This is a genomic window from Nocardioides ginkgobilobae, from assembly GCF_054781275.1.
On sequence record NZ_BAAGUS010000001.1, the window covers coordinates 3562 to 30177 of the forward strand.

At 72.4% G+C, this 26616-nt stretch carries 24 protein-coding genes, 2 tRNA genes and 1 pseudogene; 4 read left to right on the forward strand and 23 right to left on the reverse strand.

Annotation, left to right across the window (positions count from 1 at the left end; genetic code table 11):
• The 18 genes and pseudogenes from ACYVID_RS00020 to ACYVID_RS00105 form a co-directional block, all read right to left on the reverse strand.
• Positions 1–719, reverse strand: a pseudogene (locus ACYVID_RS00020) (hypothetical protein); the annotation flags it as partial.
• Between the two features lie 118 nt (positions 720–837).
• Complete coding sequence (locus tag ACYVID_RS00025) at positions 838–1638, reverse strand: hypothetical protein (RefSeq protein WP_460733214.1); 801 nt, start codon at positions 1636–1638, stop codon at positions 838–840.
• Positions 1639–1854: 216 nt separating this feature from the next.
• Complete coding sequence (clpX, locus tag ACYVID_RS00030; protein WP_460733216.1) at positions 1855–3138, reverse strand: ATP-dependent Clp protease ATP-binding subunit ClpX; 1284 nt, start codon at positions 3136–3138, stop codon at positions 1855–1857.
• A gap of 250 nt (positions 3139–3388) precedes the next feature.
• Positions 3389–3994: an ATP-dependent Clp protease proteolytic subunit gene (locus ACYVID_RS00035; RefSeq protein WP_300644980.1), complete on the reverse strand. Its 606-nt coding sequence runs from the start codon at positions 3992–3994 to the stop codon at positions 3389–3391.
• A gap of 16 nt (positions 3995–4010) precedes the next feature.
• The gene (locus ACYVID_RS00040; protein ID WP_460734015.1) at positions 4011–4613 is read right to left on the reverse strand and encodes an ATP-dependent Clp protease proteolytic subunit; all 603 of its coding nucleotides are present in this window, start codon (positions 4611–4613) and stop codon (positions 4011–4013) included.
• 234 nt (positions 4614–4847) lie between these two features.
• Positions 4848–6020 carry a lipase family alpha/beta hydrolase gene (locus ACYVID_RS00045; RefSeq protein ID WP_460733218.1) on the reverse strand — a complete coding sequence of 391 codons (1173 nt, stop codon included), beginning with the start codon at positions 6018–6020 and terminating at the stop codon, positions 4848–4850.
• Positions 6021–6151: 131 nt separating this feature from the next.
• Complete coding sequence (gene tig, locus ACYVID_RS00050; protein ID WP_460733220.1) at positions 6152–7597, reverse strand: trigger factor; 1446 nt, start codon at positions 7595–7597, stop codon at positions 6152–6154.
• A gap of 83 nt (positions 7598–7680) precedes the next feature.
• Positions 7681–7753, reverse strand: a tRNA-Pro gene (locus ACYVID_RS00055).
• 44 nt (positions 7754–7797) lie between these two features.
• Positions 7798–7871 (reverse strand) — tRNA-Gly (locus tag ACYVID_RS00060).
• Positions 7872–8016: 145 nt separating this feature from the next.
• Complete coding sequence (locus tag ACYVID_RS00065; RefSeq protein ID WP_460733222.1) at positions 8017–9144, reverse strand: SpoIIE family protein phosphatase; 1128 nt, start codon at positions 9142–9144, stop codon at positions 8017–8019.
• Entirely contained in the window at positions 9141–10166 is a 1026-nt protein-coding gene (locus tag ACYVID_RS00070) for an Fpg/Nei family DNA glycosylase (protein ID WP_460733224.1), read from the reverse strand. Before ACYVID_RS00070 ends, ACYVID_RS00065 begins: the two co-directional genes overlap by 4 nt.
• 13 nt (positions 10167–10179) lie before the next feature.
• Positions 10180–10689 (reverse strand): ribose-5-phosphate isomerase, encoded by a 510-nt coding sequence (locus ACYVID_RS00075; RefSeq protein ID WP_300644970.1) that lies wholly within the window; start codon positions 10687–10689, stop codon positions 10180–10182.
• Between the two features lie 50 nt (positions 10690–10739).
• The gene (locus ACYVID_RS00080; RefSeq protein ID WP_460733226.1) at positions 10740–11630 is read right to left on the reverse strand and encodes an alpha/beta hydrolase; all 891 of its coding nucleotides are present in this window, start codon (positions 11628–11630) and stop codon (positions 10740–10742) included.
• Positions 11630–12199, reverse strand: coding sequence for an LURP-one-related/scramblase family protein (locus tag ACYVID_RS00085; protein ID WP_460733228.1), 570 nt, complete (start codon positions 12197–12199; stop codon positions 11630–11632). Before ACYVID_RS00085 ends, ACYVID_RS00080 begins: the two co-directional genes overlap by 1 nt.
• 21 nt (positions 12200–12220) lie before the next feature.
• A complete protein-coding gene (locus tag ACYVID_RS00090; protein ID WP_460733230.1) occupies positions 12221–13381 on the reverse strand; it encodes a hypothetical protein in 1161 nt (386 codons plus the stop codon).
• Positions 13378–13875, reverse strand: coding sequence for a SigE family RNA polymerase sigma factor (locus tag ACYVID_RS00095; RefSeq protein WP_460733232.1), 498 nt, complete (start codon positions 13873–13875; stop codon positions 13378–13380). The genes ACYVID_RS00090 and ACYVID_RS00095 overlap by 4 nt, the downstream gene beginning before the upstream one ends.
• Positions 13876–14124: 249 nt before the next feature.
• Entirely contained in the window at positions 14125–15924 is a 1800-nt protein-coding gene (metG, locus tag ACYVID_RS00100) for a methionine--tRNA ligase (RefSeq protein ID WP_460733234.1), read from the reverse strand.
• A gap of 57 nt (positions 15925–15981) precedes the next feature.
• A complete protein-coding gene (locus tag ACYVID_RS00105; protein ID WP_460733236.1) occupies positions 15982–17178 on the reverse strand; it encodes an N-acetylmuramoyl-L-alanine amidase in 1197 nt (398 codons plus the stop codon).
• A 115-nt stretch (positions 17179–17293) separates the two neighbouring features.
• Between ACYVID_RS00105 and ACYVID_RS00110 the strand changes: the two genes are divergently transcribed.
• Positions 17294–18490, forward strand: a complete 1197-nt coding sequence (locus ACYVID_RS00110; RefSeq protein WP_460733238.1) for a DUF2254 domain-containing protein — start codon at positions 17294–17296, stop codon at positions 18488–18490.
• A gap of 16 nt (positions 18491–18506) precedes the next feature.
• Here ACYVID_RS00110 and ACYVID_RS00115 read toward each other — a convergent pair whose 3' ends face one another.
• Together ACYVID_RS00115 and ACYVID_RS00120 are read right to left on the reverse strand one after the other, a co-directional pair.
• Positions 18507–19106, reverse strand: a complete 600-nt coding sequence (locus ACYVID_RS00115; RefSeq protein WP_460733240.1) for a mycothiol-dependent nitroreductase Rv2466c family protein — start codon at positions 19104–19106, stop codon at positions 18507–18509.
• A gap of 29 nt (positions 19107–19135) precedes the next feature.
• Positions 19136–20815: a CHAP domain-containing protein gene (locus ACYVID_RS00120; RefSeq protein ID WP_460733242.1), complete on the reverse strand. Its 1680-nt coding sequence runs from the start codon at positions 20813–20815 to the stop codon at positions 19136–19138.
• A gap of 179 nt (positions 20816–20994) precedes the next feature.
• Here ACYVID_RS00120 and pepN point away from each other — a divergent pair, with 179 nt between their 5' ends.
• Positions 20995–23550: an aminopeptidase N gene (gene pepN, locus ACYVID_RS00125; protein ID WP_460733244.1), complete on the forward strand. Its 2556-nt coding sequence runs from the start codon at positions 20995–20997 to the stop codon at positions 23548–23550.
• A 129-nt stretch (positions 23551–23679) separates the two neighbouring features.
• On the opposite strand, the gene ACYVID_RS00130 is transcribed toward pepN, so the two are convergent.
• Positions 23680–24069, reverse strand: a complete 390-nt coding sequence (locus tag ACYVID_RS00130) for a DUF5130 family protein (protein WP_300644945.1) — start codon at positions 24067–24069, stop codon at positions 23680–23682.
• Positions 24056–24409: a hypothetical protein gene (locus tag ACYVID_RS00135; RefSeq protein WP_460733246.1), complete on the reverse strand. Its 354-nt coding sequence runs from the start codon at positions 24407–24409 to the stop codon at positions 24056–24058. The genes ACYVID_RS00130 and ACYVID_RS00135 overlap by 14 nt, the downstream gene beginning before the upstream one ends.
• 136 nt (positions 24410–24545) lie before the next feature.
• Here ACYVID_RS00135 and ACYVID_RS00140 point away from each other — a divergent pair, with 136 nt between their 5' ends.
• A complete protein-coding gene (locus ACYVID_RS00140; RefSeq protein WP_460733248.1) occupies positions 24546–25589 on the forward strand; it encodes a mechanosensitive ion channel family protein in 1044 nt (347 codons plus the stop codon).
• Between the two features lie 86 nt (positions 25590–25675).
• Here ACYVID_RS00140 and ACYVID_RS00145 read toward each other — a convergent pair whose 3' ends face one another.
• Positions 25676–26101: an OsmC family peroxiredoxin gene (locus ACYVID_RS00145; protein WP_460733250.1), complete on the reverse strand. Its 426-nt coding sequence runs from the start codon at positions 26099–26101 to the stop codon at positions 25676–25678.
• A 127-nt stretch (positions 26102–26228) separates the two neighbouring features.
• On the opposite strand from ACYVID_RS00145, the gene ACYVID_RS00150 reads away from it, so the two are divergent.
• Entirely contained in the window at positions 26229–26606 is a 378-nt protein-coding gene (locus ACYVID_RS00150) for a globin (protein ID WP_460733252.1), read from the forward strand.
• Positions 26607–26616: the final 10 nt, after the last annotated feature.

A 26616-nucleotide genomic window follows, 5' to 3' on the forward strand; every position in this document is an offset into this window, starting at 1 on the left:
CAGTTGCCGTTGCCGTTCCCGCCAGCGTTGCCGTTGCCGTTCCCGCCAGCGTTGCCGTTGCCGTTCCCGCCAGCGTTGCCGTTGCCGTTCCCGCCAGCGTTGCCGTTGCCGTTCCCGCCAGCGTTGCCGTTGCCGTTCCCGCCAGCGTTGCCGTTCCCGTTGCCTCCCGGCTGCCCCGGCTGCCCGGGCTGCCCCGGCTGCTCGGGCTGCCCCGGCTGCTCGGGCTGCCCCGGCTGCTGGGGCTGCCCGCCGCCGCCCGGCCCCGACGTACCGCCCGGCTCGATGCCGGCCCCGCCGCCCTGACCGGACGGCTCCTTACCGCCGCCCGGCCCGGCGTCACCACCGCCGGGGCGACCGGCCGAACCACCCGAGGGCGCGCCAGCACCGCTCGACGAGGGCGGGGCGAGCGGCACGGGGACCTGTCCACGCACCGCCACAGGCGTGCGCGCGGGAAGCGGGAGCCGGGCCTCGGGGCGGAGCGACCGACCGGCCTGCACGGCGCGCAGCGGAAGATCGTCGTCATCGTCGGCCAGGTCGGCGCCGATGGAGAAGAGCCAGCGCGGGAGCGGGTTGAGGACGTTCCCAACACTGTCGACACGGATGCCGGTGGCGACCACGAGCGAGGCCGCCACGGTCACCAGCACGAAGGCCAGCAGGGACGGCCGGTGCTCGGCCTGTCGTAGCTCCGACAAGAGCCCCGACGGCTCGTCCTTCATCATCCACGCCCCCACGTGCCGAGACCAACGTGGGCATCCTGCCCCGTCCCGGGGCTCGGTACCCACGTAGCGGGCTCAGGTCCGGGAGTGGACTAGACAGATGGCATGCCCTGAGCAGCCGTCAGCGGCGCTTCGCCCCGCCCTTGCCCTTGCCCTTCGCGTGACCAGGCGGGGTAGCGGGGCCGTCCTTCTTCTTCACCTGTCCGGGAGCCTGCTCGCGCCCCTTGCCCTGGCTGGCCCCCTTGCCGGGACCGCCCGCTCCGGCCCCGCCGGAGACAGAGATCTTGTCCGGCCCGGCGCTGCCCTTCCCAGGCTTGCGACCGTTGCCGTTCGCAGCACCGTTGCCGTTCGCCGCACCGTTGCCGTTCGCAGCACCGTTGCTGTTCGCCGCACCGTTGCTGTTCGCCGCACCGTTGCTGTTCGCCGCACCGTTGCTGTTCGCCGCACCGTTGCCGTTGCCGTTGGCCGGACCGGCGCCTCCGCCGTTGCCCCCACGGTCCTTGCCCTTGCCCTTCGCTCCGCCCTTGCCCTGGTCGCCGCCGGGACCCTTGCCCTGTGCCGGGGCGGCAGAACCGTGCCCCTCGCGGGGTCCCGAGGAGGCCGGCGCGCCGGTGGCGGGCGCGACGGGAGCGGGGCTCGCCTCCGGCTGCGTGGTCGGAGCGGGGGTGACCGAGTCCTCGGGCTCGAGCTCGCTGCCGGCCTGGACGGCTCGCAGCGCGGGCTCCTCCTCGAGGATCAGGTCCTGGCCGAGGGTGAAGACCAGGGAGGGCAGCGGGTTCAGCACGCCGCCGACCGTGTCCAGACGGATGCCGGTGGCGACCACCAGGGAGCAGACGATGGCCACGAGGCTGAAGGCCAGCAGCGAGCGCCGGTGCTCGGGCGCGCGCAGCTCGGTGAGCAGCCTGGTCGGCTTCTCCTCCATGCCTGCGCTCCCTTGGTCCCGAGTGACTCCAGGAGATTCTCCCCCGCAAGGGTCCTCACGAGGAAACGCCAGCGGCCGGTTGACCCGGTCAGGCCACAGAATGACCCAGATGGGTCATGCGTTGTGACCCACCCGGGCTATGCGTCGGGGTGCGCGCCCCCTACGAGCGGGCGTCCTGCCCCACGGCCCTGCCGGAGCAGGTCAGGCCGGAGCAGGTCAGGCCGACTTCCGCTTCTTGGCCTCGGCCTCGCGCGGGACCAGCTGCGGCGGCTCGTCACCGGCTACCGCAGCCCCGGTCACGACCACCTTCGAGACATCGCCGCGCGAGGGGACGTCGTACATCACCTGCAGCAGCACCTCCTCGATGATCGCGCGGAGCCCACGCGCGCCGGTGCCGCGCTCCATCGCCTTGTCGGCGATGGCGTCGATGGCCTCACTGGTGAACTCCAGCTCGACACCGTCGAGCTCGAAGAGCTTCTGGTACTGCTTGACCAGCGCGTTGCGCGGCTCCGTGAGGATCTGCACCAGCGCCGGCCGGTCCAGCTTGGAGACGCTCGCGATGAGCGGCAGTCGCCCGATGAACTCGGGGATCAGGCCGAACTTGGTCAGGTCCTCGGGGCGCACCTGTGCGAGCAGGTCGTCCTCGGAGTGGTCGGCCTGCGAGTGGACCTCGGCGGTGAACCCGAGGGTCTTCTTGCCCACGCGCTGCTCGATGATGTGCTCGAGCCCCGCGAAGGCACCGCCCACCACGAACAGGATGTTGGTGGTGTCGATCTGGATGAACTCCTGGTGCGGGTGCTTGCGCCCGCCCTGCGGGGGGACCGAGGCGGTCGTGCCCTCGATGATCTTCAGCAGCGCCTGCTGCACGCCCTCGCCGGAGACGTCGCGGGTGATCGAGGGGTTCTCCGCCTTGCGGGCCACCTTGTCGATCTCGTCGATGTAGATGATGCCGGTCTCGGCCTTCTTGACGTCGTAGTCGGCGGCCTGGATCAGCTTGAGCAGGATGTTCTCGACGTCCTCACCGACGTAACCGGCCTCGGTCAGCGCGGTCGCGTCGGCGATGGCGAACGGGACGTTGAGCATGCGCGCCAGGGTCTGGGCGAGGTAGGTCTTGCCGCAGCCGGTGGGGCCGATGACCAGGATGTTGGACTTGGCGACCTCGACCTGCTCGTCCTTGGAGTGCTTGCCGCTGACCGGCTGCAGCCCCGCCTGGACGCGCTTGTAGTGGTTGTAGACCGCCACGGCGAGCGACTTCTTCGCCTGCTCCTGCCCGATGACGTAGGAGTTGAGGAACTCGAAGATCTCGCGGGGCTTGGGGAGCTCGTCGAGGCTGACCTCGGCGCCCTCGCTCAGCTCCTCCTCGATGATCTCGTTGCACAGGTCGATGCACTCGTCGCAGATGTAGACGCCGGGACCGGCGATGAGCTTCTTGACCTGCTTCTGCGACTTGCCGCAGAACGAGCACTTCAACAGGTCGCCGCCGTCACCGATCCGTGCCACCGCGGTCATCCTCCCTGTGCGTCCCGGCCGAGGTGGCCGGGGCGTCTCCTGCTTGCTTCGAGCTGTCGTGCTGAGTGGGTGCTGCTGGTCCTGCTGGGTGGCGTCCCGGTGCGCTGTCGGCGCTCGGTCCGGCCACCGGCCCGCCGTCCGGGCCGATCTTCTGACGGTACCCCTCCCCACCCCCCAGGGAGGTGGGGACACGAGCACTCGTCGTCAGATCGGCCCCGGGCCGGTCATCCTGAGGTGCGGCTCACGCGAGTGCCGGGGTCTTGAGGGACTCCAGCACCGAGTCGATGAGGCCGTACTCCACCGCCTGGGCGGCCGTGAGGATCTTGTCGCGCTCGATGTCGCGGCTGACCTCCTCGATCGGCCGGCCGGTGTGGTCGCTGATCATCTTCTCCAGCAGCTCGCGCATGCGGATGATCTCGTTGGCCTGGATCTCGATGTCGGAGGTCTGGCCGAAGGTGCCCTCGGTGTAGGGCTGGTGGATCAGCACGCGGCTGTTGGGCAGCCCCATCCGCTTGCCGGGCGTGCCGGCGGCGAGGAGGATCGCAGCAGCGGAGGCCGCCTGCCCCAGGCACACGGTGCGGACGTCGGGCTTGATGAAGTTGATCGTGTCGTAGATCGCGGTCAGCGCGGTGAAGGAGCCACCGGGGCTGTTGATGTAGATGCTGATCTCCTGGTCGGGGTTCATCGACTGCAGGCACAGCAGCTGGGCGATCACGGCGTTCGCGACGTCGTCGGAGATCGGCGTCCCGAGGTAGATGATGCGCTCCTCGAAGAGCTTGGCGTAGGGGTCGATGCGGCGGATGCCGTACGACGTCCGCTCCTCCCACTGGGGGATGTAGTAGTTCATCGCTCGGAGCCTCTCGTCACTTGGTGTGGGCCGGACGGCCCTCGTCGGCGGCCTCGCGGGCGCTGCGGATGACCTTGTCGACCAGGCCGTACTCCAGCGCCTGGTCGGCGGTGAACCAGCGGTCGCGGTCGGCGTCGGCGGTGACCTGCTCGACGCTCTGGCCGGTGTGCTCGGAGATGAGCTCGAGCAGCACCTTCTTGATGTGCAGCGACTGCTGGGCCTGGATCTTGATGTCGGAGGCCGAGCCGCCCATGCCCGAGGAGGGCTGGTGCATCATGATCCGCGCGTGCGGCAGGGCGTAGCGCTTGCCCTTCGCGCCGGCGCAGAGGAGGAACTGGCCCATCGAGGCGGCCAGTCCCATGCCCACGGTCGCGACGTCGTTGGGGATGTAGTTCATCGTGTCGTAGATCGCCATGCCGGCGTCGACCGAGCCGCCGGGGCTGTTGATGTGCAGGAAGATGTCGGCCTCGGGGTCCTCCGCGGACAGCAGCAGGAGCTGGGCGCAGATCGCGTTGGCGTTCTGGTCGCGCACCTCGGAGCCGAGGAACACGATGCGCTCGCGCAGCAGTCGCTGGTAGATGTGGTCGTCGAGGACGCCCAGGGACGCGGCGCCGCCCATGGTGGGCAGGTGCTCGGCGCCGCGGTCGGCGGAAGCGGGGTTCGAGTTCACGTCAGCGACACTAGCCCGTGCGGCGGACACTTCCACGGACAACCGGGTCCTGTTCGCCGACAGCGGATTTTGCCGCGGCCGCTCCCCCGGCGGCCGCACACGTGGTGGGACGGCGGGGCGGGACGGCGGGCGGGACGGCGGTGCGACTGCGTGCCGTGACGGCCGGCCACCGGCGTACGGGCGTCAGGCCAGCCAGCGCTCGAGGGCGGCGTGCACGTCGGGGTGGTTGAGCAGCCCGAAGTGGTCGGTGCGCCCCACGTGCAGGACCTCGGCGCCGGGGAAGAGCGTGCGCCCCCGCCGGTCGCGGCCGTACGCCGAGCGCGGCCGCACCAGCAGGTCGCCGACCACGTTCCCCACCGGGTGCCGCTCGGAGGCGGTCAGCGTGGCCGAGACCAGCCGGTAGCGGGCGTGCGGCAACGGCGGGACGTCCTCGGCCAGCCCCGCCACGAGGTCGTGGACGCCCTGGGAGCGCCAGTCCAGGAGCCGGCCGAAGGCGGCGGTCTCCGGGAGCAGCCCGAGGCCGCGGCTGCCGTGCCCGATCCCCCAGGCGATGGGCGCACCGAGGTGCGGCGTCCCCAGGGTGACGACGTCGGACACCTTCGCGGTCCACGGCTCCTCCACCTTCGCGGCGACCGCCCCGGCCGCGCGCATCACCAGACCGCCCAGGGAGTGCCCGACCAGCGCGATCCGCGTCACCGGCACGGGCCAGTGCTCCACGACCTGCTGCAGCAGGCCGGTCAGCGCGGCGCCGTTCTCCCGCAACGGCAGGCCGGTGTTGGCGCGCAGCAGGAGCGGGGTCCACCCGCGCTCGGCCAGCGCCTCGGGGTACGTCGGACCGGCGGTCTCGCGGCGGCGCCACCAGTAGGACTCGTTCTCGCACAGGCCGTGGAGGAAGACGACCAGGCGACCGCTGGCCTCGGGGTAGGCGGCCGCGAGCGCGGCCGGCTCCGGCGCGACGTCGCGGCCGTCGAGGCGCAGCGCCATCGGGATCGCCATCTGCGGTCGCTCCCGCAGCAGCCGGTCACCGATCAGTCCGTTGACCGCGGAGGAGACGAAGCGACCCTCGCGGGAGTCCTCGAGCCGCGGGCCGACACCGGTCGCGGCCGCGCGGTCGAGGCCGGTCGAGGCGAGGCGCAGACCGCCGCCGAGCCCGGCGTACACCGCGCCGGCGATGCCGCGGTGGACCCGCTCGGGGATCGAGGCGCCCGTGGCGCCGGTCGCCCGCCGGCCCAGGCCGTGGACCCGGTCGACCCAGGCGGTGTGGGTGTCGCGGACGGTCTTGACGACGAGCTCGTCGGCGACCTCGCAGAGCAGCGAGGCGGCGTCGAGGACGGTGGGGCCGGGTGCGGTGGTCACCGCAGGATGGTACCCGTTCGGTGCACGGGTGTGCACTCGCTGCTCCGGACCGCGCACGCACCGCGGCCCGCCCGGAACGAGTCCGGACGGGCCGCGGCTGCTGACGTCGTACGCCGTGGGGCGCGGGAGGCTCAGGCCTCGGACTTCTCCTCGTCGCCGGAGTCGCCGGAGTCCGCGGCCGCCTCGTCGCCGGCCTCGGCGGTGGGCTCCTCGGCAGCCTCCTCGGCCGCCTCCTCCTCGCTCACGTCCATGATCGTGCCGTCGGGCTGCAGGCCCTTGAGCTCGACCACGTTGCCCGAGGCGTCCTTGACCACGGCGGACTCGACGATCGTCGCGAGCGCCTTGCCGCGCAGGATCTCCTGCACCAGGTCGGGGATGTGGTTGTGCTCGAACATGTGGTTGGCGAAGGACTGCGGGTCCTGGCCGGACTGCTGGGCGCGACGGACCAGGTGCTGGGAGAGCTCCTGCTGGTCGACGCCGAGCTCCTCCTTCTTGGCGATCTCGTCGAGGAGGAACTGCGCGGCGACCGCGTCGCGGACCCGGCGCTCGAGGTCGGCCTCGAACTCCTCCTGGGTCTGCTCCTCGTCCTCGAGGTACTTGGCCATGGTGATGCCGGCCATCGCGAGCTGCTGCTCGATGTTCTGGCGACGGGCGTTGAGCTCGTCGGTGACCAGCGACTCGGGCAGCGGGACGGAGACCTTCTCCAGCAGGGCCTCGAGCACGGCGTCGCGGGCGGCGGCGGCCTGCTCGAGGCGCTTGCCGTTGCCCAGGCGCACGCGCACGTCGGCGACGAGCTCGTCGGCGGTGTCGAACTCCGAGGCCAGCTGGGCGAACTCGTCGTCGAGCTCGGGGAGCTCCTGCTCCTGGACCTGGGTGACCTTGACGTGCACCTCGACGTCCTGGCCGACCAGGTCGCCGCCGACCAGCTGGCTGGCGAAGGTCTTCTCCTCGTCGGCGGACATGCCGACCAGGGCCTCGTCGAGGCCGTCGATCATGCCGCCGCGGCCGACCTGGTAGGAGGTGCCGCTGATCTCGGCGCCGTCGAGGACCTCGCCGTCCTGCATCGCCTTGAGGTCGATGACCACGAAGTCGCCGTCGGCGGCGGCGCGCTCGACGTCCTTGAGGGTGCCGAAGCGCTGGCGCAGCGCGTCGACCTGCTCCTGGACGTCCTCGTCGGTGACCTCGATGTCCTCGACGGAGGCCTCGAGGCCGTCGTACTCCGGCAGCTCGATGGTCGGCTTGACGTCGACCTCGGCGGTGAACTCGAGCAGGTCGTTGTCCTCGAGCCGGGTCACCTCGACCTCGGGCTGGGCCAGCGGCTCGAGGGAGTTCTCGCGCAGCGCCTCGACGTACTTCTTGGGCAGCACGTCGTTGATCGCCTGGTCGAGCACGACGCCGCGGCCGACCTGCTTGTCGATGACCATCGGCGGGACCTTGCCGCGGCGGAAGCCGGGGACGTTGATCTGCTGGGCGATGGCCTTGTACGCCGCGTCGAGGCTCGGCTTGAGCTCCTCGAAGGGCACCTCGATGGTCAGCTTGGCCCGGGTCGGGCTCAAGGTCTCGACGGCGCTCTTCACAGGTTTCTCCTCAGGGTGATGTCGGTCGTGCTGGTGCGGGTCGTGGCTCGGTGCTGCCGGGGTGCTGCGGGTGTCCTGGACTGTCGGGGCGACAGGACTCGAACCTGCGATCTCCTGCTCCCAAAGCAGGCGCGCTAGCCACTACGCTACGCCCCGCCAAGCGGGCGCCACCGGGTCGCGAACGACCCTGCGGATCCCCTTGGAGCGGATGACGGGAATCGAACCCGCGTAGCCAGTTTGGAAGACTGGGGCTCTACCATTGAGCTACATCCGCACGCACGAGGGCTCCGCCCCCGTGGACCCCCGGAACCGTGGTCGCGGGAGTGCCAGGCGACGAGACCCCTAGCCGTGGGAATCCTGCCACAGGCGGTCCACCGCCCCCCAAACGGGGCGCCTGCGCGGACGCGACCGCCTCTCGGCTACTTCCGGTGGACGACCACCATGGCCCGGTCGTCGTCGCGCGAGCCCAGCGCCTCCACGAGCCGCTCGGCCGACCCCACGACACCGGCGCGCAGCAGGCCCTCGGCCTGACCGAGCATCCGGTCCAGGCCCAGGTCCAGGTCGCGCTGCGGCTCCTCGACCATCCCGTCGGTGTAGAGCATGAGCGCGTCACCGGGCCGCAGCCGGCCCCGCGCGGTGGTGAACTCGGCGTACGGCAGCAGACCGAGGACCGCACCGGAGCTCTCCAGGACCGTCCAGCGCCCCGACCCGGCGGCGCGCAGCACCGCGGGCGGGTGGCCGGCCGAGCGGACCTCGAACTCCCCCGTGTCGACCCACAGCGTGAGGTGGATGGCGGTGGCGAAGCCCTCGGCCCAGTCCTGGCGCAGGAGGTAGTCGTTGGCCGAGGCCAGGAACATCTGCGGCGCGACGGAGCCGAGCATCCCGCCGAAGGCCCCGGAGAGCTGCAGCGCCCGGGTGCCGGCCTGGTCGCCCTTGCCGGAGACGTCGACGACCACCAGCTCCAGGCGGGCGTCGTCCTCGAGGTACGTCGCCACCACGAAGTCCCCCGCGAACCGGGTGCCCGAGGCCGACACGAGCGCCGACTCCAGGTGCCAGTCCGGCGGCAGGTCGGGGATCCGGCCCTGGCGCAGCAGCCGGTCGCGCAGGTCGACGAACATCGACTCGCCGGTGAACCCCGCGACGCCCAGGCGCGAGCGGCGGAAGGCGGTGACGAGGACGATCACGCACATGACGAACTGCACCGCGGCGGCGCCGGCGGTGCGCGGGCTGATGACCGGCTGGAGCAGCAGCGCGACCGTGACCATCCCGAGGATCGAGACCACGAACCAGGGCAGCTGGCGCGGGTTGAGCACCAGGCTCCCCAGCAGCAGCGGGATCATCAGGGCCGTGAACGGCACGTCCAGGGGGTACAGGGCGACGGCGACGACCACGAGCAGCGCGAGGGCGGTGAGCGCGATGACCGGGCGCTGGTCGGCCACCCGGCTGCGGGTCTTGGACGCGCGGTAGCGCCGGGCCGCGTCGACGCGGACCGGAGAAGGGGGCTCGCTGCCCACGCCCATGTCGCGGTCCTCTCGGCTGCGGCTCATCCTAGGGGTCCGGAGGTCGCGCGCGAGCGAAATCGGGGTTGGCAGCGGGGACACCAGAAGAGGTTGCGCTGCTGGAGCTCGGCGGTGCGCACCGACGCGCCGCAGACCAGGCACGGCTGTCCGTGGCGCCGGTAGACGTAGACCTCCCCTCCGTGGTCGTCGCGCCGCGGGGGACGACCCATCGCCTCGGGCGTGTGCGCGGGCCTGACGGTGTCGATCCGACCCGTCCGCACCCCGTCGGCCATCAGCACCACGAGGTCCTCCCACATCGCCCGCCACTGGCCCACCCGCAGGGTGCGCCCGGGTCGCTGGGGGTCGATCCGGTGCCGGAAGAGCAGCTCGGCGCGGTAGACGTTGCCCACGCCCGCGAGCACCGTCTGGTCCATCAGCAGCCCACCGATCGGCGCCCGGCTGCCCCGGATCCGCTCCCACGCACGGTCGGGGTCGGCATCGGCGCGCAGCGGGTCCGGCCCCTGCCGGGCCACCACCGCGTCGCGCTGGTCACCGGTGAGGAGCTCGCAGGCGGTCGCGCCGCGCAGGTCGGCGTACGCCGCGGGGCGGTCGTCACCGCCGGCGACCAGCCGCAACCGCACCTGGCCGACCGGCTCGGGGACCCAGGGTGTGTCCCCCGGCTCCATGGCCTGCTGCGCGCCGCCCTGCGGGCGCCTCGCCGCGTTGTCGTCAGTCGTCGATGCTGGCGCATCGCCTCCCTCCTCCGCCTTGCGAGGCACTCCGCCGGACGACGCTCGCGACGGCCGAGAGCCGAGGGACACACCCTCGTCGACGGCCGGGTGCACGGCGAAGACGCCGTACAGCCCGAGGTGGACGTGGACGTGGCGGTCGCCCGGGAAGGCGACGAACAGGTGCTTGCCCCACGCCTCGGCCCCGGCGAGCACCTCGCCGTCGAGCAGCGTGGCGGCCTCCGCGAAGCGGCCCTGCGGGCTGCTCACGCGGACGGCGCGACCCGCGAAGGTCTCCTGCAGGTGGCCGGCGAGCCGGTGGAGGGTGTGGCCCTCGGGCATCGGCGAGCGGGTGTCAGGCGTCGGGGCCGAGGCCCTGGGCGGACTCCGGGAGCGGCGGCAGCTCGCCGGTGCGGTCGTAGTGGTCGAGCTGGCCGATGCGGCGCACGTGCCGCTCGTCGCCGCTGAACGGCTCGGCCAGGAAGACCTCGACGAAGCGCGTCATGTCCTCGAGGCTGTGCATCCGACCCCCGACCGACACGACCTGCGCGTCGTTGTGGTCGCGGGCGAGCTTGGCGGTCTCCTCGCTCCACACCAGGGCGCAGCGGATGCCCTCGACCTTGTTGGCGGCCATTTGCTCGCCGTTGCCGGAGCCGCCGATGACGACGCCGAGGTCGTCCCCGCCGGCCGCGCGGGCCTTCGCCACGCCCTCCGCGGCGCGCAGGCAGAAGACGGGGTAGTCGTCGAGGGCGTCGTAGACGAAGGGGCCGTGGTCGACCGGCTCGTAGCCGTGCTCGGTGAGCCACGCGAGCAGGTGGTTCTTCAGGTCGAGGCCGGCGTGGTCGGAGCCCAGGTGGACGCGCATGGGTCAGATGGTGGCAGATCCCGGGGACGCCCCCGGAACCGGTGACCGCCTCAGGCGCGCAGGTGTGACGCCAGGAACGCCGCGGCGGCCAGCAGCATCGGCTCGGCGGCGTCGAAGACGGTGGGGTGGCGGTAGAACCCGTGCACCTGGCCCAGGTAGCGGGTGCCGGTGACCTCGACGCCGGCCTCGGCCAGCAGCTGCACGAGGTGCTCGCCCTCGTCGCGCAGCGGGTCGTGCTCGGCGGTGGTGACCAGCGTCGGCGGCAGGGTCGCGAGCCGGTCGCTGCGCAGCGGTGCGAGGTCGGGGTGCTCGAGGTCGGCGGGCGTGGCGGCGTACTGCTGCCAGTACCACTCCGCCTCGCGCGGGTCGAAGCCGTCGGCGGCGGTGCGGTAGGAGTCGAAGCCCATCGTCGGGTCGAGGAAGGGGTAGAGCAGCGCGACCGCCCGCAGCCGGCCGGGGTGGCGCAGCGCCGCGACGAGGGCGAGGTTGCCGCCGGCGGAGTCGCCGTGCGCGGCCACGGGACCGGCGAGGCCGTGCCGCTCGCCCTCGCGCTCGAGCCAGCCCAGGACCGTGCTCACGTCGTCCGGCGCCGCGGGGAAGCGGTGCTCGGGCGGGCGCCGGTAGTCGACGCTCACGACCGCGTGGCCGCTGCGGTTGGCGAGCCGCCGCGCCAGCCCGTCGTGGACGTCGTTGTCGTGGAACACGAAGCCGCCCCCGTGCAGGTGCACGACGACGCCCGGGTGCGCGCCCGCGGGGCGGTGCACGCGGACGGGTACGCCGTCCGCCTCGAGGTCGCGCACCTCCGCGACGTCCTCGCGCGGCTCTGCGGCGGCCGCCTCCCGCGCGGCCCGGCGGGACGCCTCGATGTCGAACCCCGGGTCGAAGACCCGCGGCTCGTCCGCCGCCGCCTCGACCGCCGCCCGGGCCTGGGGGTGGAGCATCAGCGCTGCATCAGCGCGTCGAGCCCGACGGCGAGGGCCGCCGCGACCCGGAAGTCGACGCGCTGGTCGGGCACGTCCACGGTGTAGCGGTCGCGCAGCTTGAACTGCCGCTCCGAGCTCATCAGCAGCCCGCCCTCCGCGGAGGTGAAGTCGAAGTGGATGGTGAGGAAGGGGATGTCCATGAAGCGGCGCAGCAGGGCGACGCCGAAGCTGCGCTCCTGGCCGGTGCCGGTGAAGCCCGGCCCCTCCACGTGGTAGGTCGAGCGCAGCAGGCTGGCGCCGAAGTCCTTCTTGAAGAAGCCGATCTGGTTGCGCTGCTCGTCGAAGATGTCGTAGCCGGCGTTGAGGTCGAGCTTCTTGCGGGCCTTGAAGCTGAAGACCGCCCGGCTCTTGGAGTCGTCGGTGTAGAAGGTGACCTCCTCCTTGAAGGCCAGCCGCTTCTGCTGCGCCACCGCCATCAGCGGCCCCTCCGAGCCGTCCGGGTTCGCGGCGATGATCTCGTAGCGGTTGGTCGTCATCGCGAACTTCTGCTTGATGTAGAAGCGCGGCACGTGCATCTCGGCGGTCATGGGGCGAAGGTAGCCGAGGCGTCACCGCTGCGTGGGCATGCAGCGACGAGCCGCCTCCCCGTTGCCGCTCCAGAACACGACCCGCTCGGCGAACAGCGCCGCACAGGTGTCGCGGGTGAGCTCCCACATCGTGGTCGCGTCACGCACGCCGTTGCCGGCACAGGCGTCGTACGCGACGTACGCCGTGGCCAACCGTGCGCCGTCGACGTCGAGCGGGTGGACGACCAGCGTCATGCCGCTCTCCCAGGGGTCGAGGCAGTTCTCAGGCTGGTCCGGGCCCGCCCTGCGTGGCGCGGCCAGGATGGCACCGAGCCATGCGCGTCCGGTCGCGGCGTCCGCGAGGCGCTCGGCGCGCAGGCCGGGTTCGTCGACGCCGACGCGGTCGTACTGGCAGACGAGCAGAGCCTGCACCTCGTCGAGGTCCACGGCCCCCAGGTCCCCGGCGGAAGGCACCACGGGTCGCCCCTCATGCGGCTGCTCTTGGGCTGGCGACCTCGTGTCGCAGCCCAGCGCGCCGACGTCACTGCTCGTCGCGCTGGCCACTATCCGGTCAGCGACCCCCTCGGTCGAGGCGTCGGTGAGCAGCCGCACCTGGACGTCGCCGATCGTGCGAGCCCGCAGCGTCCAGCCTCCATGTGTCGACGTGCCGTCCGGGATCCGCTCGGGATCATCCTGAGTCAGGTCGATCAACCTGAGATGCGGGATCCACTGCCGCTGGGGGTCTGGGCCGAAGCCGGCAGGCACGCGCTCCTTCTCGAGGCAACCCACGCTGAACACGAACGTGCCGGTCCCACGAAGGTCCACGTACGGGCCCTCGATCGGCTCGCGGGGGACGTCCGCGCACCAGTCCGGTCCGGGCGCGCTCGCGTCACCCCACTCCTCCGGCACCTGCACCGTGACGTCGCGGAACGTGACGCCGCGCCACCCCTCCGCGATGGCGGGTGGCTCACCGGCCGGATCGAGGGCGCCGTCGCCAGGGCGGTCACGGTCCACGAGGGCGAACCCGACGACGGCGGACGCGGCCACGGCGACGGCTGCGCCCGCGGCCAGCCAGCGCCCGCGCCGGCGGGCCGGTCGAGTGGGGAGTGCCAGGTCGGGGACGACCTCGTCGGCGTGCCGGGCCAGCGCCGCGCGGAACGCGTCGGCCGCGCGGCCGTCCTCGGGCTCGGTCTGCTCGCTCATGGCTGCTCCTCCAGTCGGGTGCGCAGGCTCCGCAGCGCGCGGTGGACGTGCGAGCGTGCGGTGGTCTCGGGTACGTCGAGGAGCGAGCCGATCTCGGCGTACGAGCGCTCCTCGTAGAAACGCAGCACGACCGCCGCCCGCTGCACGGCCGTCAGCGTGGCGAGCAGCGCCCATGCATGGTCGGCGTCGTCGACCGCGGCGGTCGGGTCGGGACCAGCCGTCTCCCCCACCTGTGCCACCGCCCGGAGCCGACCCAGCTTGCGCCACCGTGACACCGACCCGTTCGTGACGCACCGGCGGGCGTACGCCTCCGCGTCCCCCTCCAACCGCCCCCATCGTGCCCAGACCTGGGCCAGCGCGTCCTGGACGAGGTCAGGAGCGTCAGGACTGCCGCCGGTCACCAGGTGGGCGTAGCGCACGAGCGCCGGCCCGCGCGCCGCGGCCCAGGACTCGAAGTCGGGCGCGGCGGCGTCCCCCGAGAGCTCGCCGGTCACCGTCACATCATGCTCACGCACGGTCCGGGCGATCCGTTGCACCGGTGTGGGTCGGGGTGCGGGTCGAGGTGCGACTCGAGGTCTGGCCACGCGCTCCAGCGCTTCCCGAGGCCTCGACGCGCACCTCGACCTCGGCCTCGACGCACACCTCGACGCACCGCCCGCGCAGCCCCGCGCGCGTGGAGCCAGTTGTGTGGTGTTCCGGTTCAACCTGGTTGAACCGAAACACCACACAACGGCGGCGACGCCTCAGGACAGCCGGGCCAGCTCCTCCTCGACCACGCTCGGGTCGAGCTTGGTGAAGACCGGGGTCGGCTTGGCGATCGGGGTGCCGACGACGATCGGGCGCGACTCCCAGCGCGGCGTGGCGGAGTAGTCGCCGGTGATGACGGGGTACGTCGTCAGGCCGGCGCCGCTGTCGGGCTCGAGCTCCTCGACCTGCTCGATGCGCGGCATCGGGAACAGTTCGCCCTCGCCACCGAGCACCGCGTGCACCTTGTTGGCCGCGTGCGGGAGGAACGGCGCGAGCAGGGTGTTGCAGTCGCTGACGCACTGCAGGGCGGTGTGCAGGACGGTGGCGAGCCGCTCGCGCTGGGACTCGTCCTTCATCTTGTAGGGCTCGGTCACGGTGAGGTACTTGTTCACCTCGCCCACGACCCGCATCGCCTCGGCGATCGCCGCGCGGAGCCGGTGCCGCTCGACCAGCGAGCCGACGGACCCGAAGCCGTCGCGGACGGTGGCCAGCACCGCCTCGTCGACCTCCTCGAGCGGGCCCGGCGCAGGCACCTCCCCGAAGCTCTTGGCGACCATCGTGGCGGTGCGGTTGACCAGGTTGCCCCAGCCGGCGACCAGCTCGGAGTTGTTGCGGGTGACGAAGTCGGCCCAGGTGAAGGCGGCGTCGGAGGTCTCGGGGCCGGCGGCGCAGATGAAGTAGCGCAGGGGGTCCGGGCCGTAGCGCTCGAGCATGTCGCGGACGTAGATCACGTGCCCGCGGCTGGTCGAGAACTGGGCGTCGCCGAAGGTGAGGAACTCCGAAGAGACGACCTCGGTGGGCAGGTTGAGCACGCCGTACGCCGACGGCTCGCCGCCGCGGGAGCCGGCGCCGTTGTGGGCGAGGAGCTCGGCGGGCCAGATCTGGGAGTGGAAGACGATGTTGTCCTTGCCCATGAAGTAGAAGGACTCGGCCTCGGCGTCGGTCCACCACTCGCGCCACTTCTCCGGCTCGCCCAGCCGACGCGCCCACTCGATCGAGGCCGAGAGGTAGCCGATCACCGCGTCGAACCAGACGTAGAGGCGCTTGGTCGGCTGGTCCTCCCAGCCCGGGACCGGGATGCCCCAGTCGATGTCGCGCGTCATCGCGCGCGGGCGGATCTCCTCGAGGATGTTCTGGGAGAACTTGATGACGTTGGGGCGCCACGTGCCCGACGCCTCGCGACCGTCGAGCCACTCCCCCAGCGCGTCGGCGACGGCGGGCAGGTCGAGGAACCAGTGCTGGGTCTCGACGAACTGCGGGGTCTCGCCGTTGATCTTCGAGCGCGGGTCGATCAGGTCGGTGGGGTCGAGCTGGTTGCCGCAGTTGTCGCACTGGTCGCCGCGCGCGTCGGCGTACTTGCAGATCGGGCAGGTGCCCTCGATGTAGCGGTCGGGCAGGGTGCGGCCGGTCGAGGGGCTGATCGCCGACAGAGAGGTCTGCTCGACCATGTAGCCGTTGCGCAGGCAGGTGCGGAACATCTCCTGCACGACGCGGTAGTGGTTGCCGGTGGTGGTGCGGGTGAACAGGTCGTAGGAGAGCCCGAGCCCGTGGAGGTCCTCGACTATGACGCGGTTGGACTCGTCGGCCAGCTCGCGGGCGGTCTTCCCCTCCTTGTCGGCGGTCACGAGGATCGGGGTGCCGTGCTCGTCGGTGCCGGAGACCATGAGCACGTCGTGTCCGGCCATCCGCATGTAGCGGCTGAAGACGTCGGAGGGCACGCCGAAACCGGCCACGTGGCCGATGTGGCGCGGACCGTTGGCGTAGGGCCAGGCGACGGCGGAGAGGACTCGGCTCATGCGCTGATCCTAGGGAGCCGTACGCCGGCGGCCGCACGCCCCTCGCACCGGCGCCGTTCAGCGGCGCCGGTCGCGCCTGCGCCGCCGTCGGTAGCGCTCGACGTGCCAGTGCGTGCGGCGGCGGATCTCGGGCAGCCGCGCCTGCAGCTCCTCGCCCGGGCAGGCGGTGAGGTTGGTGTCGCGGTGCCCGTCGATGACCTTCAGCCGCACCCAGCCGACCGGGAACCGGTCGCTGCCCTTGCTGTAGACGCGGGCCTTCCCCCGCGGGCGGCGGCCGTGGGCGTCGAGCTTCCAGGCGGCGAGCCGGACCAGGGCCGTGACGACGCGGTCGGGAGGACGCCGGTTCTCGAAGTTGCCGATCACCGCGACACCGACGGAGGTGTGGTTGAACCCGAGGGTGTGGGCGCCCCGGACCCGGCGTCCCGGGCCACCGGCGCGCCCGACCCAGGTGCGGCCGAAGCGGTCGACGAGGAAGTTGTAGCCGAGGTCGGACCAGCCCAGCGACTGCGTGTGGTAGCGGTAGAAGCCGCGGATCAGGCCCGCGACCTCGCGGCGCGAGTAGTCGTTGCCCGAGGCGGTGTGGTGCACGTGGACCTGCTGGATGGTGCGGCACATGACCGGGTCGCCGCTGCGCAGGGACTCGTCGGCGCCCCAGTCCCGGCGGCTGCGCAGCGCGGGTCTGGGCGCGCGGCGCGGCAGCTTCCCGCGCCGCGGGCGCGCAGCGGGCATCGAGGGCCGGTCGCTGTCGTCCCCGTCGAGCTGCCCGGGGTCGATGAGGACCAGCCGCAGCCCCTCGGGGCGACGGTCACCGGTCACCAGCACCTCGACACCGTCGGCGCGACCCACCCAGAGCGGGTGCACGCCACGACGCCCGCGACCGCCCTCGGGCACGTCGGGGTCCGGGCCGTCCTCCATCGGTCGCAGCACCGTCGGCTCGCCCCAGGAGCCGCGCGACCGCGTGCGCACCCGCAGCGTGGCGTCGAGCTCGCCGCGCCAGGTCAACGCCACCATCCGGAACGGCTCGGCCCGGCGGCGTCCCGTCGACCAGCGACCCGGGCCCTCGCGCTCGAGCCGCCCCGCGAGCGCGGTCTCCCCCAGGCGCCAGCCGCTGGCGGCGTACGCCGCGGGGAGGCGGGTGGTCGGTAGCGCACCCGTCGTGGCGGCGACCCCGCCGACGCCGCCGAGGACCGCGCCGGCGCGCAGGAGCAGGCGCCGCGCGAGCGGCGCCCCCGGGACCCGAGACCCTGGCTGCATCACCAGCATCATGCGCCTCGTGCGCCACGTTGTCACCACCCGTCCCGCCACCCGAGCCACGCGCGGGGCTCCACCCGGTCCAGCGCAGCGGCCCGACATCGGGCACAGTCCTGCCATGAGCCCGACCGTCCTGCCCGTGCCCGTGCGTGTCGAGCAGTCCGCGGTGGCCCGGCGCGCAGGTCACCTGCTGCGGTCCTTCTGGGTCGTCCCGGCGACCTGGTGCCTGCTCGCCGTCGTCGCCGGTCTCGTGCTCCCCGAGGCCGAGGCGTGGGTGCCGGACCGGCTGCTGCTCTTCGAGGGTGGCGCCGAGGGAGCGCGCACGGTGCTCTCGACGATCGCGGGGGCGATGATCTCGGTGACCGGCCTGGTCTTCTCCATCACCATGGTCGTGCTGCAGCTGGCCAGCAGCCAGTACACCCCGCGCGTGCTGCAGGCCTTCCTCGGCGACCGGACGACCCAGCACACGCTGGGGCTCTTCGCCGCCTCGTTCCTCTACGCCCTGGTGGTGCTGCGGGCCGTGCGCGACGGCGAGCGGGCGCCGGGGCTGGCGGTCACCGTGGCGCTGCTGCTCGTGGTCGGGGCCGTCGGGATGTTCCTGGCCTACATCCACCACATCACCACCTCGATCGGGGTGGCGCGGGTGCTGCAGCGCACCGCCCAGCAGTCCCGCGACCTGCTGGCCGACGGGCAGGCCTCGGCGTGGCCCACGACTCCCCCGGAGCTCGAGGAGCCGGTGGCGAGCCGGGTCCTGGCGGCCGACCGCAGCGGCTACGTGGACGCCGTCGACACCCCCGCCCTCGTGCGCCTGGCGAGCCGCCACGGCGTGCGGGTCGAGCTCCTGCACCCGCTCGGGTCCTTCGTCGCCCACGGGTCCCCGCTGCTGGTGGTCCACGAGCTCCCCGGCGCGGACGCGCCGTCGCCGGAGGCCGTGCTCGCCCTGGTCTCGCAGTTGGGCGAGCGCACCATGGACCAGGACGTCGGCTACGGCATCCGTCGCCTCGTCGACATCGCCGAGCGGGCCCTGTCCCCGGGGATCAACGACCCGACGACGGCGGTGCAGGTGCTCGACCAGCTGCACGACCTGCTGCGCCGCATGGTCACCTCGCCCCAGACCTGGCCGGCGCGGCCCGACGAGGAGGGGACGGTCCGCCTGGTCCTGCGGCAGCCGACGATGGCGGACGTCGTCGAGCTGGCCCTGGCCGACATCGCGCACTGGGGCGAGGACCACCGGCGGGTGCGCGAGCGGATCGCGACGATCATGGACGACCTGCGGGCCGCCGCGCTCGACGAGCACCGCTCCGGCCTCGGATGAGGCCGGAGCGGGCGGGTCAGCTGAAGTCGAGCTCCGCGGTCCGCGAGCGCTTGAGCTCGAAGAAGTAGGGGTAGCCCGCGAGCAGGACCGCGCCGTCCCAGACCTTGCCGGCCTCCTCGCCCCTCGGGATCGAGGTGAGCACGGGGCCGAAGAAGGCGGTGCCGTTGACCGCGATGGTCGGGGTGCCGACGTCGTCGCCGACCTGGTCCATGCCGCGGTGGTGGGACTCGGCGATGGCTGCGTCGTAGGAGGAGTCGTCCCAGGCCTCGATCAGCCCGGCGTCCAGGCCGACCTCGGCGAGCGCCTCGGCGGCGACCTCCTTGGTGGCGCCGCGACCGTCGTCGTGGATGCGCGTGCCCATCGCCGTGTAGAGCGGCAGCACGATCTCCTGGCCACCCTGCTCGATGGCGGCGCGGACGACCCGCACGGGACCCCAGGCGTCCTTGAGCATCTCGCGGTAGGAGTCGGGGATGTCCTTGTCCTGGTTGAGGTAGGCCAGGGACATCTGGTGCCAGGACACCTCGATGTCGCGGACCTTCTCGACCTCGAGGATCCAGCGCGAGGTGATCCAGGCGAACGGGCAGAGCGGGTCGAACCAGAAGTCAGCCTTGTCCATGACCGGCTCCAGCGTCCGGACGGCGCGGACTATTCCGCCGGGCGCTTCGCCACCCGGACAGTGGCGCTGGAGCGCGAGCCCTCGACGACCTCGGTCCCGAGGTACTGCACGCGCACGACGTGCTTGCCGGGGCTGACGTCGCGCACCACGACCCGGAGCGACCCGTCCTCGAGGCGACCCTCGACCTCCTGCCCGTCGAGGCGGACCACCACGGGACCCGAGGGGCCCTCGACGCCCGGCGCCACGACGGTCACGTCGACGACCACGCGCCGCTGCACGTCCGGCTTCCGCTTCGTGCCGACGTCCTGGACCAGGGCACGGGCCGCGACGTCGGTGCGCGACGTGGTCGTGGTGCGGCGCTCCGCCTCCAGCACCCGGGTGAGGGTCTCGTAGCCCGGGCGGCTGACCTCGACCCGCACGCCGACCACGTGGCCGACGTCCTCGGAGGTGAGACGGTGGCGCAGGACCTTCGCACCGTCCTCGGCCTGCTGCGGGCGACCGATCGGCTCGCCGTCGCGCAGCCAGGTGTAGGTGACCGCAGCGTCGGCGGGGCTGACCACGCGGCCCGGGTCGACCACGAGCCGCTCGCCCCGGGCGGGCGTCCCGCTGAGGGACCAGTCCCGGTCGGTGCGGATCCGGCCCGGCTCCACCCGACCGCTGGCCTCGGCGGTCGTGACCAGGTCGTGGTAGCCCTCGCGGAGCGAGACCACCTCGGCGGTGATCCGCGCGCCGACCAGGTCGGGCGTCAGCCGCAGCCGGTCGCCCTCGGCGCCCCGGACCGGCTCCCCGTCGGCCAACCAGCGGACCGTGGTGCGGTCGGCGGCCGGGCTGGTGGCTCCCCGGTCGAGGGTGAGCACCTCCTCGACGCGCGGGGTCCCCTCGACCCGCGGCTGGGCGGCGGTCGTCAGGGTGCCCGGCTGCACCTTCGGGCTGCGCGGCGAGCTGGCCCGCCCCTCGGCGTACCCCTTGCGCGTGGCGAGGACCTCGACGCTCAGGCGCATCCGGCGCTGGGCGGGGCTGGGGGTGAACGTGGCCTCGGTGGCGCCGGGGATCAGCTTGCCGGCGGCGTACCACTGGATCCGCCGCTTGGCCGCCGGGGTCCACTCGCCCGTGGTGGCGGTGAGGGTCTCGCCGACGGCGGCCTCACCGGTGATGGTCGGCTTCTCGACCGGCTCCACGGCCTTGTCGTTGAAGTGGATGAAGCCGTTGGGCCAGTAGGAGTCGCCCTTGGTGATGCGGCGCCAGTGGAAGTCGCCGCCCCAGAAGTCCTCGGACACGATGATCTCGCGCGGGGAGACCACCCGCTCGACGTAGGCGACGTGACCGTTGGAGCCGGCGTAGCCCTGGTTGCTGTCCCACCACGCGACCGAGCCGACCATCGGCCGGTCGTCGGTGATGCGCGACATCGCGTGCCCCCAGTTGGAGGCGTTGCCGCTGCCCTCCCAGGGCCGCTCGGGCGACATGCCGCTCTGCACCATCCGGAAGGCGACGTAGTTGGTGCAGTTGTGGCCGGCGTACATCCGCCACCACATGCGGTCGCTCTCGGCGCGGTAGCCGCGGTTGCCGTAGCCCTTCTCGGCGCACCCCGCGTAGCCCGAGCAGAGCTCGGTCTGGGCCGCGGTGGCCACCGGCGAGGGGACGACCAGGAGGCCGGCGAGCACGAGAAGTGCTGCGGCGAGGGCCCCGACGAGCCTGCGGATCCTGGTCACGAGGGGCGAGTAAACCGCATGTCAAGCACCGACACGCCGATCGAGACCAAATTTTCACATTGGTCCCACCCGTCACCGGGACCCCTCGCGTCCCTCCCGTGCCCCCTGCGACGCCGTGTCGACCGCGAGCGCCCGCTCCCCCCGAAAGAGGCTCGACAGGCGGTGACATGATCGGCCGCATGCCTGGAACCAACCTCACGCGGGACGAGGCGGCCACCCGCGCCGCCCTCCTCGACGTCACGTCGTACACCATCGACCTGGACCTCACGACGGGCGAGAAGACCTTCGCCTCCACGACCACCCTCGAGTTCTCCTGCCGGGAGCCTGGCGCGACCACCTTCGCCGACCTCGTCGGCGCCACGGTGCACGAGATCACGCTCAACGGCGAGAGCATCGACCCGACCACGGCGTACGCCGACAGCCGGATCACCCTCGAGGGCCTGCAGGCCGAGAACACCCTCGTGGTCCGCGCCGACTGCACCTACTCCCACACCGGCGAGGGCCTGCACCGCTTCGTGGACCCGGTCGACGGCCGGGTCTACCTCTACAGCCAGTTCGAGGTGCCCGACGCCCGCCGCGTCTTCACCACCTTCGAGCAGCCGGACCTCAAGTCGGTCTTCACCTTCCGCGTCGTCGCCCCGGAGGACTGGAAGATCGTCTCCAACGCCCCCTCCCCCGCGCCGCAGCCGTTGGGCGAGGGCAAGGCGCTGTTCGCCTTCGAGCCCACCGAGAGGATGTCGACCTACATCACGGCGCTCATCGCCGGTGAGTACCACGAGGTGCAGGACACCTACGAGGGCAAGCACGGCACCATCCCGCTGGGCCACTACTGCCGCCAGTCGCTGGTGGAGTACCTCGAGCGCGACCGCGCCGAGATCGTCGCGCTGACCCGCCAGGGCTTCGAGTTCTTCGAGGAGCTCTTCGACTTCCCCTACCCGTTCGGCAAGTACGACCAACTCTACGTGCCGGAGTACAACATGGGCGCGATGGAGAACGCCGGCGCCGTGACGCTGCGCGACGAGTACCTCCCCCGTTCCCGCCAGCCGCGCTCGTTCTACGAGTTCCGCGCCGCGGTGATCCTGCACGAGATGGCGCACATGTGGTTCGGCGACCTCGTGACCATGAAGTGGTGGGACGACCTCTGGCTCAACGAGTCCTTCGCCGAGTGGGCCTGCTACCACGCCGAGGTCGAGGCCACCGAGTACACCGACGCCTGGACCGGCTTCGCCAACGCGCGCAAGCAGACCGGCTACCGCCAGGACCAGATGCCCTCGACCCACCCGATCGCGGCGGACAACCACGACCTGCACGCGGTCGAGGTCAACTTCGACATGATCACCTACGCCAAGGGCGCCTCGGTGCTCAAGCAGCTGGTGGCCTGGGTCGGCATCGAGGACTTCATCGCCGGCATCCGGCAGTACTTCAAGGACTTTGCCTTCGGGAACTCCGAGTTCACCGACCTGCTGGCCGCGCTCGAGAAGGCCTCGGGCCGCGAGCTCACCTCGTGGGCCCAGGAGTGGCTGCAGACCGCGGGCGTCAACACCCTGGCCCCGGAGTTCTCGCTCGCCGCCGACGGGACCTATGAGCGGCTGGCCGTGCGCCAGACCGCGCACCCCGACTGGCCGACGCTGCGCCGCCACCGCATCGGCATCGGCTGCTACTCCTGGAACGCCGAGCGCACCTCGCTGGTCCGCACCCGCTACGTCGAGACCGACGTCGAGGGCGAGCTGACCGAGATCGCCGAGCTCGTCGGCGAGACCCAGCCCGACCTGCTGCTGCTCAACGACGCGGACCTGACCTACGCCAAGATCCGCCTCGACGAGCGCTCGCGTGCCACCGCCATCGAGGGCCTCTCGCGCCTCGACGACTCCCTGGCCCGTGCGCTGGTCTGGGGCGCGACGTGGGACATGACCCGCGACGCGGAGATGCCCGCCACCGACTACGTCGAGCTGGTGCTGGCCAACATCGGCCAGGAGACCGACGCCTGGGGCGTCTCGCGGATCCCCGCGACCGCCGCCACGGCCGCCACCCTCTACTCCGCGCCGGAGCACCGTGACGCGCTCCGCACCCGCTGGGAGCAGGGCCTGCGCGAGCTGGCGCTGGCCGCCGAGGCCGGCTCGGACCAGCAGCTCACCTTCGTGCGCGCGTACGCCGGGGCCGCCCGCTCCGAGGAGGCGCTCACCTGGGTGGCCGGCCTGCTCGACGGCACCGAGACCCTCGAGGGCCTCGCCGTCGACCAGGACCTGCGCTGGAGCCTGATCACCTCGCTCGCCGCCGCCGGCCGCGCCGGCTCGCGGATCGAGGACGAGCTCGGCACCGACACCACCATCTCCGGCCAGGAGCACGCGGCCGCGGCCCGGGCAGCCCAGCCCGACGCCGAGGCCAAGCACGAGGCCTGGCGGCTCGCGGTGCTCGACTCCTCCACGCCCAACGAGACCGCGCGCTCGATCACGCTCGCGTTCCCCCGGGCCGGCCAGGAGGAGCTGCTGGCGCCGTACGTCGAGGAGTACCTCTCGGCAGCGGAGACCGTCTGGGAGAGCCTCGGCACCCACCGCGCCTCCGTGGTCCTGGACTACATCTTCCCGGTGACCCTGGCCTCGGACGCGCTCGTCACCCGGGTGCGCGAGTGGCTGGACACCAGCGAGGCGCCGGCCCCGGCCAAGCGCTTCGTGCAGGAGAACCTCGCCGACGTCGAGCGGGCCCTGGCCGCCCAGGCCTGCGACGCCGCGCGCTGACGCAGGACGCGGGTGGGGTGGTCGCCGTCGGCGACCGCCTCACCCGGTCTCGACACGCGGGTCGCGGCTTCGTCCCTCAGCCGCGCCGCTCGCTCGACCACCGACGAACGGCCCGCTGGCGCGGTCCGTTCAGCCGCGGGCGGCGGGGAGCTGCGGGGGCCGGGCCCGCTCGGCCAGCATCTCGATGCCGCGCCGCAGGCCGCCGGCCAGGTCGCCGTTGGCGAAGTCGGTGCGCATGTGGAGCACGACCAGCTCGACGGCGGCGTCGCTGAGGTGGCGGCGTACGTCCCCGCCGGTGACGACCTCGAGCAGGCGACGGGTCGGGTCGACCATCACGACGATGCTGCGCGCGGGGGCGACCAGGGTGTTGTGCAGGCGGGTCGCGAAGGCCCGAGGGTCCTCGCCGTCGACGTTGCCGACGAAGACCGAGATCTCGGCCCGACAGGTCTGCTCCGCACGACGGATCGTCGCGTCGAGCAGGGCGTGCTCGCGGGCGGAGAAGGGATCACCAGCGGGCACTGGCCCCACCCGACCGGGAGTCGTCGCCGTCGGGGCCGGCGAGCTCGCCGGCGGTCTTGCGCGGGCCGCCGATCCACTGGTTCTCGACCTGGGGGGCGTGCGGCTTCACGCTCTCCCCGCGGGCCAGCGGCGGACCGTAGACGAACGCGGTGAGCAGGACGGCCAGGCCGATCGGCAGCAGCACCGCGATGAGGATCACGAACGTCGGGTCGACCGGGTCGGGGTCCGACCAGCCGACGGGCACCTCGGCGGCGGCCGGGACGGCGGTCAGCAGCGCGACGGTGACGGCGGCGAGGGCGACGGCGAGGCCACGGCGGGCGAGGTTCACGAACGGGGTCACGCGCGCCAGGATAGTGGCTGGCGGGCACGCGTCCGAGCCGGTCCCGCGGGAGCGGACCCGGACGTGACCGGGCTCGCACCCGGCCCCACGGGCGGGTGGTTCGGCTCGGCGGCGCGATCCCGGTTTACTGGCCGGCATGCCACCACACACGCCTTTCCTGGCCCTGCCCCTGGCCGAGACGTGCGCGGACGACGAGCAAGTGTGCACGTGGGTCCTCGGCCGCACCGACAACCAGACCCTCGCCACCGCTGCCGACCTGTTCATCGGCACCCCGTTGCAGCTGTTGGGGCTGCTCCTGCTCGGCCTGGGCCTGCGGTGGGTGCTGCACCGCCTGGTCGACCGGCTGGTCAGCCGCGCCCAGGAAGGGGTGCTGCCCGACCACATCGGCAAGTTCTCCCGGCGCCGCGGCAAGGCGACGGTGGCCCGGGACGCCGCGACGTTCAACCGGCGGGTGCAGCGCGCCAGGACCATGGGCAGCCTGCTGAAGTCGGTCATCACCGGCGTGCTGCTGGCGATCGTCGGCACGATGATGCTGAGCGAGGTCGGCGTCAACATCGCCCCGATCATCGCCAGTGCCGGCATCGTCGGCATCGCCCTCGGCTTCGGCGCCCAGTCGCTCGTGAGCGACTTCCTCTCGGGCGTCTTCATGATCTTCGAGGACCAGTACGGCGTGGGCGACGAGGTCGACCTCGACGGCACCGTCGGCACGGTCGAGGCGGTCTCGCTGCGCGTCACCCGGCTGCGCGACATCAACGGCACCGTCTGGTACGTCCGCAACGGCGAGATCAGCCGGGTCGGCAACATGAGCCAGAACTGGGCGCGCACCGTGCTGGACGTCTCGGTGGGCTACGGCGAGGACCTCACGAAGGTGCGCCGCGTGCTCGAGGACGTCGCCCACGACCTGTGGGACGACGAGGACTTCAAGGGCGAGATCCTGGAGGAGCCCTCGGTGTGGGGCGTGCAGGACCTCGGTGTCGACGGGATCCTGGTGCGCGTCGCGCTCAAGACCGCCCCCGGGCTCCAGTGGGGCATCGCGCGCGAGATGCGCATGCGCATCAAGAACCGCTTCGAGCACGAGGGCATCGAGATCCCCTTCCCGCAGCGGGTCGTGTGGCACCGCGGCGAGCCGGCCGCGGAGGTCGCCGGCGCCGGCAGCACCGAGCAGCAGCCGCCGGCCTGACCGGCGCCGCAGAGCCGTCCGGACGCACGGAGGGCCGGTCCCCGCGGGGGACCGGCCCTTCGTCGTACGCCGTCAGGAGGCTCGGTTCACGCGAGCCGGGCGTCCAGGGTGATGGTGGTGCCGGCGAGCGCCTTGCTGACCGGGCAGTTCGCCTTGGCACCCTCGGCGGCCTCGACGAACTGCTCCTCGGTGATGCCCTCGACGGTGCCGACCACGGTGATCTTGATGCCCGTGATGCCGGTGCCGACGGTGAGCTCCACGTCGGCGCTGGTCTCCAGGGTGGTCGGCGGGGTGCCGGCCTTGGACAGCCCGGCCGAGAGGGCCATGGAGAAGCAGGAGGCGTGGGCCGCGGCGATCAGCTCCTCGGGGCTGGTCTTGCCGTTGGCTTCCTCCGACCGGGAGGGCCAGGACACGTCGAAGGTGCCGACACCGGAGGACTGCAGCTCGACGCGGCCGGAGCCCTCGGCGAGGGAGCCCTGCCAGGTCGTCTTCGCGGTGCGGGTGGTTGCCATGGGTGCGACTCCTCGGGTTCTCGGGGTGTTCCATCAGGAACGTTGTCACGGAGGGAGATGCCCCCTCCGACCGCCACTCTTCCACGCCGGGTGCGGGCGACCACCCCCTCCTCGGCATGATGGACCGGTGAGCACCTTCTACGACGAGATCGGCGGCGAGGAGACGATCACCCGCATCGTCGCGAGGTTCTACGCCGGCGTGGCGACCGACGAGGTCCTGCGACCGATGTACCCCGAGGCCGACCTCGGCCCGGCCGAGGAGCGCTTCCGGCTCTTCCTCATCCAGTACTGGGGCGGACCCACGACGTACGGCGAGCAGCGCGGGCACCCGCGCCTGCGCATGCGCCACGCGCCGTACGCCGTCGGCCCGACCGCGCGCGACCACTGGCTCAAGCACTTCCGCGACGCCCTCGACGAGGTCGCCCTGCCCCCGGAGCAGGACGCGCAGTTCTGGGACTACGTCACCCATGCGGCGCAGTTCATGGTGAACACCCACGAGGAGTGAGCGCCCACCC